Annotated in this window: 12 protein-coding genes; 2 read left to right on the top strand and 10 right to left on the bottom strand. The window is 65.1% G+C overall.

From position 1 onward, the window contains the following. Positions 1-15: 15 nt before the first annotated feature. The 4 genes from AAFG50_RS30675 to AAFG50_RS30660 all read right to left on the bottom strand — a co-directional run bounded on the left by AAFG50_RS30675 (position 16) and on the right by AAFG50_RS30660 (position 4,721). Positions 16-1,092, bottom strand: a complete 1,077-nt coding sequence (locus AAFG50_RS30675) for a BMP family ABC transporter substrate-binding protein (RefSeq protein ID WP_028174403.1) — start codon at positions 1,090-1,092, stop codon at positions 16-18. A 78-nt stretch (positions 1,093-1,170) separates the two neighbouring features. Next, positions 1,171-2,088 carry an ABC transporter permease gene (locus AAFG50_RS30670; protein WP_028174404.1) on the bottom strand — a complete coding sequence of 306 codons (918 nt, stop codon included), beginning with the start codon at positions 2,086-2,088 and terminating at the stop codon, positions 1,171-1,173. Further along, positions 2,075-3,166, bottom strand: coding sequence for an ABC transporter permease (locus AAFG50_RS30665; RefSeq protein ID WP_028174405.1), 1,092 nt, complete (start codon positions 3,164-3,166; stop codon positions 2,075-2,077). Before AAFG50_RS30665 ends, AAFG50_RS30670 begins: the two co-directional genes overlap by 14 nt. Then, a complete protein-coding gene (locus tag AAFG50_RS30660) occupies positions 3,150-4,721 on the bottom strand; it encodes an ABC transporter ATP-binding protein (RefSeq protein ID WP_028174406.1) in 1,572 nt (523 codons plus the stop codon). Before AAFG50_RS30660 ends, AAFG50_RS30665 begins: the two co-directional genes overlap by 17 nt. 583 nt (positions 4,722-5,304) lie before the next feature. On the opposite strand from AAFG50_RS30660, the gene AAFG50_RS30655 reads away from it, so the two are divergent. Beyond that, positions 5,305-6,411, top strand: coding sequence for a hypothetical protein (locus tag AAFG50_RS30655; RefSeq protein WP_028174407.1), 1,107 nt, complete (start codon positions 5,305-5,307; stop codon positions 6,409-6,411). Between the two features lie 195 nt (positions 6,412-6,606). Here the strand turns inward: AAFG50_RS30655 and AAFG50_RS30650 are convergent, their stop codons facing one another. The 6 genes from AAFG50_RS30650 to AAFG50_RS30625 are packed head-to-tail and all read right to left on the bottom strand — an operon-like array spanning position 6,607 to position 12,490. Continuing rightward, a complete protein-coding gene (locus AAFG50_RS30650) occupies positions 6,607-7,086 on the bottom strand; it encodes a nucleoside deaminase (protein WP_028174408.1) in 480 nt (159 codons plus the stop codon). 13 nt (positions 7,087-7,099) lie between these two features. Further along, entirely contained in the window at positions 7,100-8,632 is a 1,533-nt protein-coding gene (locus AAFG50_RS30645; RefSeq protein WP_028174409.1) for an ABC transporter ATP-binding protein, read from the bottom strand. After that, on the bottom strand, positions 8,629-9,312 hold the full coding sequence (locus AAFG50_RS30640; RefSeq protein ID WP_028174410.1) for an isochorismatase family cysteine hydrolase: 684 nt from the start codon (positions 9,310-9,312) through the stop codon (positions 8,629-8,631). Before AAFG50_RS30640 ends, AAFG50_RS30645 begins: the two co-directional genes overlap by 4 nt. 25 nt (positions 9,313-9,337) lie before the next feature. Next, the gene (locus tag AAFG50_RS30635; protein WP_011088891.1) at positions 9,338-10,264 is read right to left on the bottom strand and encodes an ABC transporter permease; all 927 of its coding nucleotides are present in this window, start codon (positions 10,262-10,264) and stop codon (positions 9,338-9,340) included. 1 nt (position 10,265) lies between these two features. Beyond that, positions 10,266-11,378 (bottom strand): ABC transporter permease, encoded by a 1,113-nt coding sequence (locus AAFG50_RS30630; RefSeq protein ID WP_028174411.1) that lies wholly within the window; start codon positions 11,376-11,378, stop codon positions 10,266-10,268. Further along, positions 11,375-12,490 (bottom strand): BMP family ABC transporter substrate-binding protein, encoded by a 1,116-nt coding sequence (locus AAFG50_RS30625; protein ID WP_028174412.1) that lies wholly within the window; start codon positions 12,488-12,490, stop codon positions 11,375-11,377. The genes AAFG50_RS30630 and AAFG50_RS30625 overlap by 4 nt, the downstream gene beginning before the upstream one ends. A gap of 408 nt (positions 12,491-12,898) precedes the next feature. On the opposite strand from AAFG50_RS30625, the gene AAFG50_RS30620 reads away from it, so the two are divergent. After that, positions 12,899-14,173 (top strand): allantoate amidohydrolase, encoded by a 1,275-nt coding sequence (locus AAFG50_RS30620; RefSeq protein WP_039186028.1) that lies wholly within the window; start codon positions 12,899-12,901, stop codon positions 14,171-14,173. Positions 14,174-14,242 lie beyond the last annotated feature (69 nt).

The following is a 14,242-nucleotide window of genomic DNA, read 5'->3' as shown; positions in this document are numbered from 1 at the left end:
AATGCAAGAAGCGTGCTACTTGCCCGGTAGCTTGTCGTCGATGCCCTTGACGTAGAAATTCATGCCAAGGATCTGGCCGTCAGCGAGATTGGCGCCGCCCTTGCACTCGACCTCCTTGCCGTCCTGCCCAACGATCGGGCATTTGAACGGATGCAGCTTGCCGGCGGTGATCGCGGCCTGGGCATCCTCGGCCATCTTCTTCACGTCGTCGGGCATGTTGGTGTAGGGCGCCATCGCGAACATGTGGCTGTCGAGGCCGCCCCAGGTGTCCTCGGACTTCCAGGTGCCGGCCAGCTCGGCCTTGACGCGCTCGATGTAGTAGGGGCCCCAGGTGTCGAGGATCGAGGTCAGCTGGGTCTTGGGCCCGAACTTGATCATCTCGGAATCCTGGCCGAAGGCGAGCTTGCCGCGTTCGCTGGCGATCTGCATTGCCGCCGGCGAGTCGGTGTGCTGCATGATCACGTCGGCGCCCTGGTCGATCAGCGCCTTGGCGGCGTCGGCTTCCTTGCCCGGGTCGAACCAGGTGTTGGCCCAGATGATCTTGACCTTGATGTTCGGGTTGATGGTCTGCGCCGCGAGGATCGTCGCGTTGATGCCGGAGACGACCTCGGGAATCGGGAACGAGCCGATATAGCCGAGCACGCCCGACTTCGACATCTTGGCCGCGATCAGGCCCTGGATGTAGCGGCCCTGGTACCATTTGGCCGAATAGGTCGACATGTTCTTGTCGCGCTTGTAGCCGGTGGCGTGCTCGAAATGCACGTTTGGATACTTCTTGGCGACCTTCAGCGTCGGGTCCATGTAGCCGAACGAGGTGGTGAAGATCAGCTTGTTGCCGGCGCGGACGAGTTGCTCGATGGCGCGCTCGGCGTCGGGACCTTCAGGGACGTTCTCGAGCGTGGTGGTCTCGATCTTGTCGCCCAGTTCCTTCACCAGCGCCAGGCGTCCTTGTTCGTGCTGGTAGGTCCAGCCGAGGTCGCCCACCGGGCCGAGGTAAATGAAGCCGACCTTCAGCTTGTCGGCGGCGGAGGCGGCACTGACGCTTCCGGCAAGCAGAAGCCCGGCAGCCAGCGCAAGAAGTGATTTTCTCATCATCAATCTCCAGATAGTCGGGGAAAGCCACGATCCGCAGCGTGCGCGCCCCATCGCGCCCGCCGCGGAAATGAAAACTCAGCGGTCAGGCACGAACACGGTGCCGAGCGCGGCCGGCGCGGTCGAGCCGCCGGTGCGCGCGCGGGACAACAGGACCAGGACGATGACGGTCGCGAGGTAAGGCAGCGCCGACATGAATTGCGAGGGAATGCCGACGCCCCAGCCCTGCGCGTGCAGTTGCAGGATGGTCACCGCGCCGAAGAGATAAGCACCGACCACGAGCCGGCCCGGCCGCCAGGACGAGAACACCACCAGCGCCAGCGCGATCCAGCCGCGACCCGCGGTCATGCCCGGAATGAAGAACGGCGTATAGGCGAGCGGCAGATAGGCGCCGGCAAGGCCGGCGCAGGCGCCGCCGAACATCACGGCGAAGGTGCGGATGCGCAGCACGGGATAGCCGAGCGCATGCGCCGAGACGTGATTGTCGCCGCAGGCGCGCAGGATCAAGCCCGCCCGCGTGCGGTACAGGAACCACCAGACGCCGATGATCAGCGCGATGGAGAAATAGACGAAGGCGTCCTCGCCGAACAGCACGCGGCCGACCAGCGGAATGTCGGTGAGGCCGGGAAGGGCGAGATGCGCAGCCGGCGTGATGCGCTCGCCGACGAAGCCGGCGCCGATCAGGCCGGAGAGCCCGATGCCGAGAATGGTCAGCGCGAGGCCCGTTGCGACCTGGTTGACGGCGAGCCCGAGCGCCATCAGCGCGAAGATCAGCGACATCAGCGCGCCCGCGACGATGCCGAACAGCGCGCCGACCAGAATCGAGCCGGTCAGCCAGGCGCCGGCAAAGCCGCAGGCCGCGCCGACGATCATCATTCCCTCGACGCCGAGATTGAGCACGCCGGAGCGCTCGGTCACGAGCTCGCCGGTCGCCGCGATCAGGAGCGGCGTCGAGGCGGCGAGCACCGCAAGGATGATGGCTTCAACCAGTTCCACGGGCCACCTGTCGGTTCGGGAACACCAGCTTGAAGCGGTAGAGGATGAGGGAGTCGCAGGCGAGCACGTAGAACAACAGAATGCCCTGAAACACCTTGGTGACATCCAACGGGATCTTCATCGCGATCTGCGCCTGCTCGCCGCCGATAAAGGTCAGTGCGAGAAAAAGACCTGCAATTAATATTCCAAGCGGGTTCAGCCGGCCGAGGAAGGCGACGATGATCGCCGTAAAACCGTAGCCTGGCGAGATGCCGGGCTGGAGATGCCCGACGGGACCCGCGACCTCAATGATGCCGGCAAGGCCCGCGAGCGCGCCGGAAACCGCGAAGGTCAGGATGATCAGCTGGTCGGCGTTGAATCCGCCGAACCGCGCCGCGCGGGGCGCTGCGCCGACTACGCGAATCTCGAAACCCTTGATGGTTCGTCCGAGCAGGATCGCTGCCGCCGCAACGACGAGCAGGGCGATGATCGAGCCGAGATGCAGCCGGCCGCCTTCGATCAGCAGCGGCACCGTCGCCACCGGATCGAATTCGGCGGTGGTCGGGAAGTTGAAGCCGTGCGGATCGCGCCAGGGGCCGCGCACGAGATAATCAAGGAAGAGGTCGGCGACATAGACCAGCATCAGGCTGGTCAGGATTTCACTGGCGCCGAACTTCACCTTGCAGATCGCCGGGATCAGCGCATAGAGCGCGCCTGCAGCGGCTGCGAGCACGAGCATGGCCGGCAATACCCAGGCCCCGGCGTCAGTGCCTTGCGTCTTCACCGCGATCCAGCTTCCGGCGACCGCGCCGATCAGGAATTGCCCCTCGGCGCCGATGTTCCAGGCATTGGCGAGATAACAGAGCGACAGGCCGATCGCGATCATCACCAGCGGCGTCGCCTTCACCGCGATCTCCTGGAGCGAATAGCCGTCGGTCAGTGGCGCGATGAAATAGGCATGCAGGGCGAGGAGCGGATTCTTGCCGAGGATCGCGAACAGGATGGTCATGGTGACGATCGTCAGGCCGATCGCGATCAGCGGCGAGACCAGCGCGATCGTGTTGGAGCGCTCGGCGCGCTTCTCAAGCACCAACTGCATGCGCGGCCTCCTTCGGCTCCAGGCTGCTGCCGCCCATCAAAAGGCCGAGTTTTTCGCGGGTCGCTTCGCTTGTTGCGAGCGGCGCCGACAGGTGGCCGTGGAACATCACGGCGATGCGGTCGGCGATCTCGGCGAGCTCGTCGAGATCCTGGCTTGTCACCAGCACCGCGGCGCCGGCGGTCGCGAGATCGAGCAGCGCCTGGCGGATCACCGCGGCGGCGCCGGCATCGACGCCCCAGGTCGGCTGGCTGACCACCAGCACTGCCGGGTTGCGCAGGATCTCGCGGCCGACGATGAACTTCTGCAGATTGCCGCCGGAAAGGCTCGCAGCCTCCGGATCGCGCTTGGCCTTGCGCACGTCGAAGGTTTCGGTCGCGCGATCGACGGTCTTCAGCGTCGCGGCGGTGTCGATGAAGCCGCGATGGACCATGCCGCTGGCGGCGTGCCCGGTCAGCAGCGCGTTCTCCGACAGCTTCATGCGCGGTGCGGTGCCGTGGCCGAGCCGCTCCTCGGGAACGAAAGCGGCACCCAGCTTGCGCCGGTGCGTGATCGACAGATGCCCGGCGGCGATGCCTTCGATCACCACCGTGCCGGGGTCCTTGGACAGGCGCTCGCCGGAGAGCGCGGCGAACAGCTCGTCCTGGCCGTTGCCGGCGACGCCGGCGATGCCGAGAATCTCGCCGCCCTTCAGCTCGAACGAGATGTGCTCCAGCCGAACGCCGTGCGCTTCGCTCGGCGCGAGCGAGAGGTCGTTGACGACGAGCCGCGGCACGGTGGTCTTGCGGCCGGCGGGCGCTTTGACCTCCTTGATCTCGCCGCCGACCATCATGCGCGCGAGCGAGGCGGCGGTCTCGAGCCGGGGATTGCAGGTGTCTACTTTCTTGCCGCCGCGCAGGATCGTGGCGGTGTCGCAGAGGCGCTTCACCTCCTCCAGCTTGTGGCTGATGTAGAGGATGGCGCGGCCTTCGGCCCTCAGCCGCTCCAGCACGATGAAGAGCTGGTCGGCCTCCTGCGGCGTCAGGACGGCGGTGGGCTCGTCCAGGATCAGGAATTTCGGATCCTGCATCAGCGCACGGACGATCTCGATGCGCTGGCGCTCGCCGACCGACAATTGCCAGACCTCGCGTCTGGGGTCGAGCGGCAGTCCATAGGTCTTCGACACCTGCTCCAGCCGTGCCGACATGTCCTTGAAGGATTCTTTCCCATCGAGGCCGAGCGCGACGTTCTCGGCAACGGTGAGGTTGTCGAACAGCGAGAAATGCTGGAACACCATGCCGATGCCGCGGCTGCGAGCTTCCGACGGGCCCGACAGCACGATTCGTTCGCCCTGCCAGCGAATCTCGCCGGCGCTGGGTTGGATCAGCCCGTAGATCGCCTTGACGAGCGTGGATTTGCCGGCGCCGTTCTCGCCCAGCAGCGCGTGGATTTCCTTCGGCCAGATATCGATGTCGATGGAGTCGTTGGCGAGGAAATCCCCATAGCGCTTGGTGAGCCCGAGCGTCTGAAGCAGCGGGGACTCGCCGGAATGCAGGCCGTTAGGCGTCGGATCTAACATTCGCTGATGCGCTTGCATGGGGTGAAGTGCCTCAATAGTGAGCTAGTTTGAACCGCCGCGTAAGGTGTGAAAAAGCGTCATCCCTTGCTCAACGCTTCGGCAGGCGGTTGATGACGGCGAGTCGCCGCTCTCGCCGTGCGCGGATCGTGCTCCAGCGCCTCAGGACTGTCCTTGCGGGCGCGGCTTGCGCGTGACGTCTGTTGCAAATTTGTGACGGTTCAAGCCAAATCGGAACCGGCTGTGCAGGCTTGACGTGGAGTTGAGCAAAGTCGCGCCACCGCGCGTATGCATTTGCAGGCCGACGTGACGATGGCCGCCGATCATCATGTCTGTCCTTTCGCCCCGACATGAAAAGCAAACAAAATCAAACGGGAATGTCCGGCAATGGCCCGCCTTGCCTTACCGCATGCAGGCAGGTGGGAGCGCACAAGAATCCTCAAAACTCCGCGGAGAAGAGCCACCGGCTGCCGAAACAAGCGGCATGCCTTGAAAAAAGTTGAGGCTTCTCACCCCGGGAGATCGGCGCAAGTGTCGCACCCAAGGGACGTTCATTTTTACGTGTCCAAACTTGGGGGTATTCAGGATGTCGTTTCGCTTCAAGGCAATTGCAGCCGCCGCGCTGTCACTTGCTACGCTCGCTACCTCTGGCCTGGCCCAGGCGGCGGATCTGCCGGTCAAGGCTGCCAAGAAGCCGGCCGACCTCCCGTTCTTCCTGGTGATCGACAACCGCGTCACGTTCTCCTGGATGCCCAAGGGCACCGACCCCGGCATGTGGAGTGTTCGCCCCGACGGCAGCATCAACGGCACCACAGCCAAGCAGGTCTACTCCTTCACCCACTTCGACCTCTGGGCCTACGGCACCAACTTCTTCACCATCTCGATGTTCAAGTCGGGTCACAATGACCCCTCCAGCCCTTGCGTCGCGCCCGGCGTGAACATCGGCGGCACCGCCAGCGACTGCGCGGGTGCGACCGAGATCTATGGCCTGTTCCGCTCGACCTTCGGCTGGAACGAGATCTTCAACACCAAGGCCTTCACCATGGGGCCGCTGCACAACATCTCGTTCGAAGTCGGCATGGACGCCAACACCGAGAACACCTTCCTCGCGCCCGCCAAGCGCGACGTCGTCGCCGGTCTCCAGTTCGCCTTCGACCTTCCCTACAAGGGCTACATCAACGTCGCTCCGTTGATGTACTGGGAGTTCTCGAACCACAACGCCTTCACCCAGTGCGGCCTGTTCGGACCGGGCGTTGCGGGCGTGACGTGTAACTCGGACGGCAATGTCAGCTACAACCCGACCTGGGCCGTCGAGATCAACTACTACATGGACCTCGGCTTCCTGCCGCCCAACATGCAATTCTGGTCGATCAGCGGCCGCGCCGGCTGGTACGGACCGAAGGGCGACTCGAACGGCCTTCCCGCGCTGTCTGGCACCGGCATCTTCAGCACCAAGTCCAAGACCGAGCTGAACAGCGAACCGATCCGCCTGACCTTCGATGCCTCGAAGGCGGTCTGGGGTGACAAGTACTCGCACTTCGTCGACCTCTGGGTTGCCTACCGCTACTGGCAGAACAAGTTCGGTCTCGACCACAACGCCATGGCGGGTGTCTGCACGGTCGCCGCGACCGGCCAGAGCACCAAGAGCTGCACCGAATCGACGGTCTACGGTGGCATCACTGTGAAGTTCTAATCGGCTGAAGACTCCAAGCTGCAACGATGGCGCCGCGCATGACCCGTGCGGCGCCATTTGTATTTACGGGAAGACGCTGCCGTAGGGTGGGCAAAGCGAAGCGTGCCCACCACTTCTGCTTCGATTGCATTCAAATGGTGGGCACGGCGCAAGAGCGCCTTTGCCCACCCTACGCTTACGAGTTTGTGGTGGCGGCTACTTCGTCCACACGCCGTCGTGCAGCACCTCGGCCTCGTCCTCCAGCAGCGGCCCGACGACTTCCGTCGGTCGCTGGCCGCTGGCAAAGACCGTGCGGCAGGGCAGGTCGAGGGTCGGGTTCTCCGGGTGGTTGCCGGTGACGCCGCGCAGGCGGTGCTCGCTGAGGCCGTAGACGACGCGGCCGATGCCGGCCCAGTAGATCGCCCCGGCGCACATCGCACACGGTTCTGCCGAGGAATAGAGCGTGGCCTTTGCCAGCACCTCGCGGCTGAGCGTGCGGCAGGCCTGCGTTGCCGCGAGGCGCTCGGCATGCGCAGTGCCGTCGCAATCGGGCATGTAGCCGTTCTCGGTTTCGATCAGCACCTTGCCGTCCGCATCGACGACGACGCAGCCGAAGGGATGGTTGCCATGGGTGAGGGAACGGCGGGCGACCGCAAAGGACAGACGCAGAAAGTGCTCGTCGCGTGCGCCGTCCATCGGTCCTCCGCAGTCAGTGTCCCGCCATGTGCCGACCGACCACGGTGAGATCGGCCTCGCTGGTTCGTGCTTCATACACGAACTCGCCGTGGAACATTACCACGAGGCGATCGGACAGTTCGAGCAGTTCATCGAGGTCTTCGCTGACGAGCAGCACCGCCGCGCCGCGGTTGCGCGCCGCCATGATCTCGGCGTGGATCTGCGCCACCGCCGCGAAGTCGAGACCGAAGCAGGGATTGGCGGCAATCAACACCTCGACGTCGTCGCCGAGCTCGCGGGCCAGCACGGCGCGCTGGACATTGCCGCCTGAGAGCGCCGAGATCGGCGTATCGGGCGTGCGGGTCTTGATCTTGTACTGCCCGATCTTCTTCCTGGCGTCGCTGCGGAAGGCGCTGCGATTGAGCCACCAGCCGCCGCTGGCGAACGGCGCGCGGTCGAACTCGCGGAAGGCGATGTTGTCTGCGACGCTCATGCCGCCGACACAGGCGTTCTTCAGCGGCTCCTCGGGCAGCAGCGACATCTTGTGGCGCCGCATTTCCTCGCGGCTGGCGTGATAGGGATCGCCGGCGACGCGGACCTCGCCGCTCTCGGCCTCGCGCTGGCCGGCCAGCACCTCGACGAGCTGGCGCTGGCCATTGCCGGAGACGCCGGCGATGCCGACGATCTCGCCGGCGCGCACGGTGAGGGAAACGTCATGGACGGCAATGGCGCCGGCGTCGTCGAGCGCGCGAATTTTTTCCAGCTCCAGCCGCGCCTGGCCGGCTTCGCCGGTGCGCGGCGGCTGCACGGTCAGCTCCTCGGCGCCGATCATGGTGCGCGCCATCGCGTCCGGCGTCAGCTCGGCAACCTTGCCGGCTCCGGCGAGCTTGCCGCGGCGCAGGATCGTGACCTCGTCGGCGAAGGCCATGACCTCGCGGAACTTGTGCGTGATCATCAGGATCGTCAGCTCGCCTTTGACGACCATGTCGCGGAGCATGCCGAGCACCTCGTCCGCCTCCGCCGGCGTCAGCACCGAGGTGGGCTCGTCCAGGATCAGGAAGCGGCGCTTCAGATAGAGCTGTTTCAGGATCTCGCATTTCTGCCGTTCGCCGGCCGAGATGTCGGAGACACTTGCGGAGAGCGGCACCTTGAAGGGCATCCGCGCCAGAAAGGCCTCGAGCTGCTTCATCTCCTTCGACCAGTCCACCACGGCCGGCACATTGTTACGTGCCAGAACGAGGTTTTCGGCGACCGTCATGGCCGGCACCAGCGTGAAGTGCTGGTAGACCATTCCGAGGCCGAGGGCGTGAGCGTCTTTCGGGTTGGCGATCGCCTGCTCGCGGCCGCCGACGATGATGTCGCCCTCGGTTGCGTGGTAATAGCCCATGATGCACTTGACGAGCGTCGACTTGCCGGCGCCATTCTCGCCGAGCAGCGCATGGAATGACCCCGGCCGCACCTTCAGCTCGACATTGTCGAGCGCCAGGAAATCGCCGAAGCGCATCGTCATGGCGATGGCGTCGACGCCGAACGCGCCTGAGGGCGGAGGCGTTTCGCCGATGATCACGAAATCGCTCCTATGAAGGCCTCGGAGGTCGAGACCGCGCCGAATACGCCGCCCTGCATCTTGATCATCTTCAGCGCATGATCGTGGTTGCTCTTGTCCGTGGCGCCGCAGCAATCGTGCAGCAGGACACATTCGAAGCCGCGGTCGTTGGCCTCGCGCATGGTGGTGTGGACACAGACGTCGGTGGTGATGCCCGTCAGCACAATGTTCTCGATGCCGCGCACGCGCAGGATCAACTCCAGGTCGGTGGCGCAGAACGAGCCCTTGCCAGGCTTGTCGATGATGGGCTCGCCCGGCAGGGGGCTAAGCTCCTCGATGATGTCCCAGCCGGGCTCGCCGCGCACCAGGATACGTCCGCAGGGTCCGGGGTCGCCAATGCCGGCGCCGATCTGCCGCGAGCGCCAGCGCTTGTTGGCGGGCAGGTCGGAGAGATCGGGACGATGGCCCTCGCGGGTATGGATGATGTGAAAGCCTTGGGCACGCATCGCCGCGAGCAGCTTCTTGATCGGCTCGATCGGCGCCCGCGTCAGCGAGATGTCATAGCCCATCTTGTCGACGTAGCCGCCGACGCCGCAGAAATCGGTCTGCATGTCGATGATGATCAGCGCCGTGTTCTCGGGACGGAGGTCACCGTTATAGGGCCAGGCATAGGGCTCGGACTTGATGTAGCGCTCGGGCATGGACGACCTCGTTGCGTGTCGCGTGTTACCGTGTGATCGAGAGTTCGGCGGGCGCGCCGGTCAGCGTGCGTTTGGGCGAACAGGTGATGATCATGATCGCCAGCGTCAGGATGTAGGGCGCGGCGTTGAAGAGGTGATAGCCTGAGGTGACGCCGACCGATTGCAGTGCCGGTCCCAGCGCCGCGGCGCCGCCAAAGGCGAGCGAGGCCCACAGGCAGAGCAGGGGATCCCAGCGCGCGAAGATGACAAGCGCGACCGCGGTGATGCCCTGCCCGGAGGACAGGCCCTCGTTCCAGCTTCCGGGATAGAACAGCGACAGGAACGAGCCGCCGATGCCGGCGAGGAAGCCGCCGACCATGGTGGCACGCAGGCGGATCAGCAGCACGGAATGGCCCATGGCGCGTGCAGCGTCAGAGCTTTCGCCGGCGGTGCGAATGAGAAGGCCCCAACGTGTGGTCCGGAAGGCCCAGTAAAGGATCGGCGCGAGCGCGACGCCGATCAGGAACAGGACATTGACGCGTAGCGCCGCGCGGACCTGCGGGATGTCGCTCCACCAGCCGAAATCGATCGCGGGCAACCGCGGTGCGGTGGGCTCGATCAGCGGCTTGCCGAGATAGAAGGCAAGCCCGGTGCCGAACAGCATCAGGGCGATGCCGACCGCGACGTCGTTGACGCGCGGCAGCGAGCAGATGCCGGCATGCAGTGCGCCGAGAAGCGCCCCGGTGATGCCGGCGGCGAGCACACCCAACCATGGTGATCCCGAGAGATAGGAGATGCCGTAGGCGCTCATCGCGCCCATCACCAGCGTGCCTTCGAGGCCGAGATTGATGCGGCCTGAGCGCTCCGTGATGCATTCGCCCAGGCTCACGAACAGGAAAGGCGTGGAGACGCGAATGGCTCCGCCGAGCACGGCGAGCGGGACGGTCCAGAGTCCGATCGATCCGTCTGCCATCTCAGGATCTTCCCTTCAAAAATCCGATGCGGCCGTAGAGCGCATCGCTGGCCAGCACGAAGACGAAGATGATGCCCTGGAGCACCAGCACGGACGCGTCGGGCAAGCCCAGGCGGCGCTGCAACAGGCCGCCGCTGGCGCTGATGCCGCCGAGCAGGATCGCGACGGGGATGACGGCGAGCGGATTTTGCCGCGCCAGGAACGCAACGAGAATGCCGGTAAAGCCGTAGCCAGCCGCGAGATTGGCGTTGGTGCGCCCCTGCACGGCCGCGACCTCGACCATGCCGGCAAGGCCTGCGGCGCCGCCGGCGAGGAAGCAAACGGTCAGGATCAGCTTGCTGACGCCGAGGCCGACGATCTTCGCGGCGCGGATGTTGCCGCCGGCGACCCGCGCGGCGAAGCCGAACACGGTGTGATAGATCAGGATGTAGGCGGCGATCGCCGCGATCAGGCCGAAGACGAGACCCCAATGCACGTCGGTGCCGGGGATGGAGCCGATCATGTTGGCGGCACCGATCTCGCGGGTCGACGGCTTGTTGAGGCTGGCGGGATCGCGCATCAACCCCTCGACGAGATGGTTGAGGATCGCGAGCGCGATGTAGACGAGCAGAAGGCTCGAGATGGTCTCGTTGACGCCGCGGTACTGCCGAAGCGCGCCGGATAGCATGATCCACAGACCGCCACCGATCACGCCGGCGATGACCATGGCGATCTGCACGACGAGCGGCGGCATGCCTTGGAGTGCGAGCGCCGCACTCGTGGCGGACAGAGCGCCGATCAGCAGCGCGCCTTCGCCGCCGATGATGACCATGCCGAGCTGCGCGGGCAGCGCGGTGCAGAGCGCGGTGAGGATCAGCGGCGCAGCACGCGTCAGCGTGTTCTGCCAGGAGAACCAGGTGCCGAAGGCGCCGTAGTACATGTAGAAATATAGGTCGAGCGGGTTCTTGCCGAACATCGCGACGAAAATGCCGAAGACCACGAGCGCGCCGGCGAGCGCCGCGCCCGGGATCAGGATGTACTCGATTGTCGCGCCGTGGCGCTGGAGGATTCCCGGATCGGCGGCCGGGGCAATTGTCCCGGCCGCCTCGGCGGAATCCGCCGCTTCCGTGGTCACGAAGTCGCTCCGATCACGCCTTCGACGAGATAGTCCATCTTCTCCAGTTCGGGATCCTTCTGGCCGCGATCGGTGCCGGCAGGGATCATCGTCTTGCCCTTGTTGTCGACGAGCCCTCCCTTGAAGATCGCGTATCCTTCCGCCGATAAGAACTTGGCCTTGATGTCGTCGGCATGCTTGCGCGCTTCGGCGGAGACGGCTTCGCCATAGGGCGAGGTCTTGACGATCTCTTCCTTGAGGCCGCCGCGATAGAAGTTCGGGATGCTCTCGCCGGCGGCGATCATCTTGACGAATTTCGGATAGAGCGCTTCCCAATTCCACTCGGCGCCGGTGAGATACGCCTTCGGCGCGAGCGGCGACTGGTTGGTGTGATAGCCGCAGACGAAGGCGCCGCGGCGCGCCGCGTTCTCGACCATCGTCTTCGGCCTGTCGACGTGGCAGGTGAGGACGTCCACGCCCTGGTCGATCAGGCTGTTGGTGGCTTCGGCTTCCTTGACCGGCATAGACCAGTCACCGGTGAAGATCACCTGCGTCGTCGCCTTGGGATTGGCGAGCTTTGCGCCGAGCGCGAAGGCATTGATGTTGCGCAGCACCTGCGGGATCGGCTTTGCGGCGACGAAGCCGAGCTTGCCGCTCTTGGAGGTGTAGCCGGCGACGATGCCGGAGATGTACTGGGCTTCGTCGATATAGCCGAAATAGCTGCCGGCGTTCTTCGGGTCCTTGTCGGTCCAGAGGCCGCCGCAGTGCTCGAAGCGCAGCTTCGGGAACTTGTTGGCCATCTTGATCATGTGCGGATTGTAGTAGCCGAACGAGGTCGGGAAGAGCAGGGTGGCGCCATCGAGATTGATCATGGACTCGATCGTCTTCTCGACCGCGTCGGTCTCCGGCACCTTCTCTTCCTCGACGACCTTGAGGCCGGGAATCTTCTTTAGCGCTGCCGCGCCCTGGGCATGCGCCTGGTTGTAGCCGTAGTCGTCGCGCGAGCCGACATAGATGAAGCCGATGGTGGTGTCGGCCGCGAAGGCCGGGCGGGCGCCCGCCGCCGCGCCGAGGGTGAGGGCGGCGCCGCCGCCCTGCAACAAATGACGTCGTGAAATCCTGCCAAAATCCATTGCTTGCTCCCCTTGGCGGATGCCCCGCCTTGATCTCGCGGCCACCGCCGGTTTGGCGGAGCCGGGATAAGTTGTCGCAAGCTTTGTGCCAGAGGCTATGAAGTGTGCATAACGATACAAACTTTTGAAAAATAAAGGATATATATCTTGATGGAATCCTGCTGAGGAAAATAGCAGGTCAATTTATGGGCAATATTGTTCTATTGTATGCAGTGGAGTTGAGCAGCCTTAACCAGCTCTCGCATGTGCATGACTGGCGTCGGGCAGTCTGCCGGCGAGGCGCATTCATGCTAACCACGCGCTGATTGGGACGGCGCCGGCCGCATTATTTTGCTGGCACCGAACTTGTATCGATCGCCGCCAGGACCGCCGCCGCCGCGGTCCCAGAAGATGGAAAGCTCGACCGAGATGGGTGCTGCTACCGCCGTTCAAGATGCATCGCTCGGCGAGGAGATCGTTCGCCGCATCAACGTGCTCGGCGCGATTTCGGAAGAGACCGACAAGCTCACCCGCATCTATCTCAGCAAGGAGCTGCGCGCCGCTGCGGATCTCATCCTCGGCTGGATGCGTGAGGCCGGCATGAGCGCGCATCTCGATGCGATCGGCAATGTCTGCGGCCGCTATGAGGGCGAGCGGCCGGGGGCGCCCTGCCTGATGCTCGGCTCGCACTACGACACCGTGCGCGACGCCGGCAAATGGGACGGGCCGCTGGGTGTGATCACGGCCATCGCCTGCGTCGCCGATCTCAACCGCCGCGGCAAGCGCCTGCCGTTCGCGATCGAGGTCATTGGCTTTGCCGACGAGGAGGGGGTACGTTTCGCCTCAACGCTGCTCGGCAGCCGTGCGGTGGCCGGCACTTTCGACGAGAGCGTCCTGAACACGCGCGATCGCGACGGCGTGTCGATGCGCGATGCGCTCGTCAAGTTTGGCCTCGACCCGGATCATGTCGGCGCGGCCGCGCGCGCCCGGCGCGAGTTGTTGGCCTATCTCGAATTGCACATCGAGCAGGGTCCGGTGCTGGAAGCCCAGAACCTGCCCGTCGGCGTGGTCACCGCCATTGCGGGCGCGACACGGCTGGCCGCGCGGCTGAACGGCATGGCCGGTCACGCCGGCACCGTGCCGATGGCGCTGCGCCGTGACGCGCTCACCGGCGCGGCCGAGTGCATCGGCGCGATCGAGCAGTTCTGCCGGACCGACGAGGGCGGCCTGGTCGGCACCGTCGGCTACATCCAGGCGAGGCCCGGCGCGACCAATGTCATCCCGGGCGAGGTGTCCTTCACCATCGACATGCGCGCGCCGACCGACATGCACCGCAAGCGCGCGGTCGCCGACGTCGTCAGGCAGATCGAGGCGATCGCTAAGCGCCGGCAGCTGGCGCTCCAGCTCGATGTCACCCACGAGAACCGCACCGCACCCTGCGCGCCCTGGCTGAAAGACCAGATCGCGCAGGCGATCGCCGCGGAAGGCGTTTCCGTGTTCGACCTGCCGAGCGGGGCCGGGCACGACGGCATGGCCATGATTGACATCGCTGATGTCGGCATGATTTTCGTCCGCTGCCGTGGCGGCGTCAGCCATCACCCGGACGAGCATGTCGAGCTCGCCGACGCCGACGCCGGCGCACGGGTGCTGCTCAGGGTGATCGAGAATTTCAGGCCGCGGGAGGATCGCGCCGGCGCGAAGTGACTATCGGGAGCCCGCAGTCATCGGGACGAGACACGAATCAGTCACGCTTGGAACGGTGGCCGGCCATCG

It is taken from the genome of Bradyrhizobium sp. B039, from assembly GCF_038965675.1.
Taxonomy (GTDB): Bacteria; Pseudomonadota; Alphaproteobacteria; order Rhizobiales; family Xanthobacteraceae; genus Bradyrhizobium; species Bradyrhizobium diazoefficiens.
This window is presented reverse-complemented; position numbering and strand designations above follow the sequence as displayed.

Coding starts and splice junctions, on each gene's coding strand:
- AAFG50_RS30650 (WP_028174408.1), bottom strand. CDS start 7,086: ATGGACGGCGCACGCGACGAGCACTTTCTGCGTCTGTCCTTTGCGGTC.
- AAFG50_RS30620 (WP_039186028.1), top strand. CDS start 12,899: ATGGGTGCTGCTACCGCCGTTCAAGATGCATCGCTCGGCGAGGAGATC.
- AAFG50_RS30675 (WP_028174403.1), bottom strand. CDS start 1,092: ATGAGAAAATCACTTCTTGCGCTGGCTGCCGGGCTTCTGCTTGCCGGA.
- AAFG50_RS30625 (WP_028174412.1), bottom strand. CDS start 12,490: ATGGATTTTGGCAGGATTTCACGACGTCATTTGTTGCAGGGCGGCGGC.
- AAFG50_RS30655 (WP_028174407.1), top strand. CDS start 5,305: ATGTCGTTTCGCTTCAAGGCAATTGCAGCCGCCGCGCTGTCACTTGCT.
- AAFG50_RS30660 (WP_028174406.1), bottom strand. CDS start 4,721: ATGTTAGATCCGACGCCTAACGGCCTGCATTCCGGCGAGTCCCCGCTG.
- AAFG50_RS30665 (WP_028174405.1), bottom strand. CDS start 3,166: ATGCAGTTGGTGCTTGAGAAGCGCGCCGAGCGCTCCAACACGATCGCG.
- AAFG50_RS30635 (WP_011088891.1), bottom strand. CDS start 10,264: ATGGCAGACGGATCGATCGGACTCTGGACCGTCCCGCTCGCCGTGCTC.
- AAFG50_RS30640 (WP_028174410.1), bottom strand. CDS start 9,312: ATGCCCGAGCGCTACATCAAGTCCGAGCCCTATGCCTGGCCCTATAAC.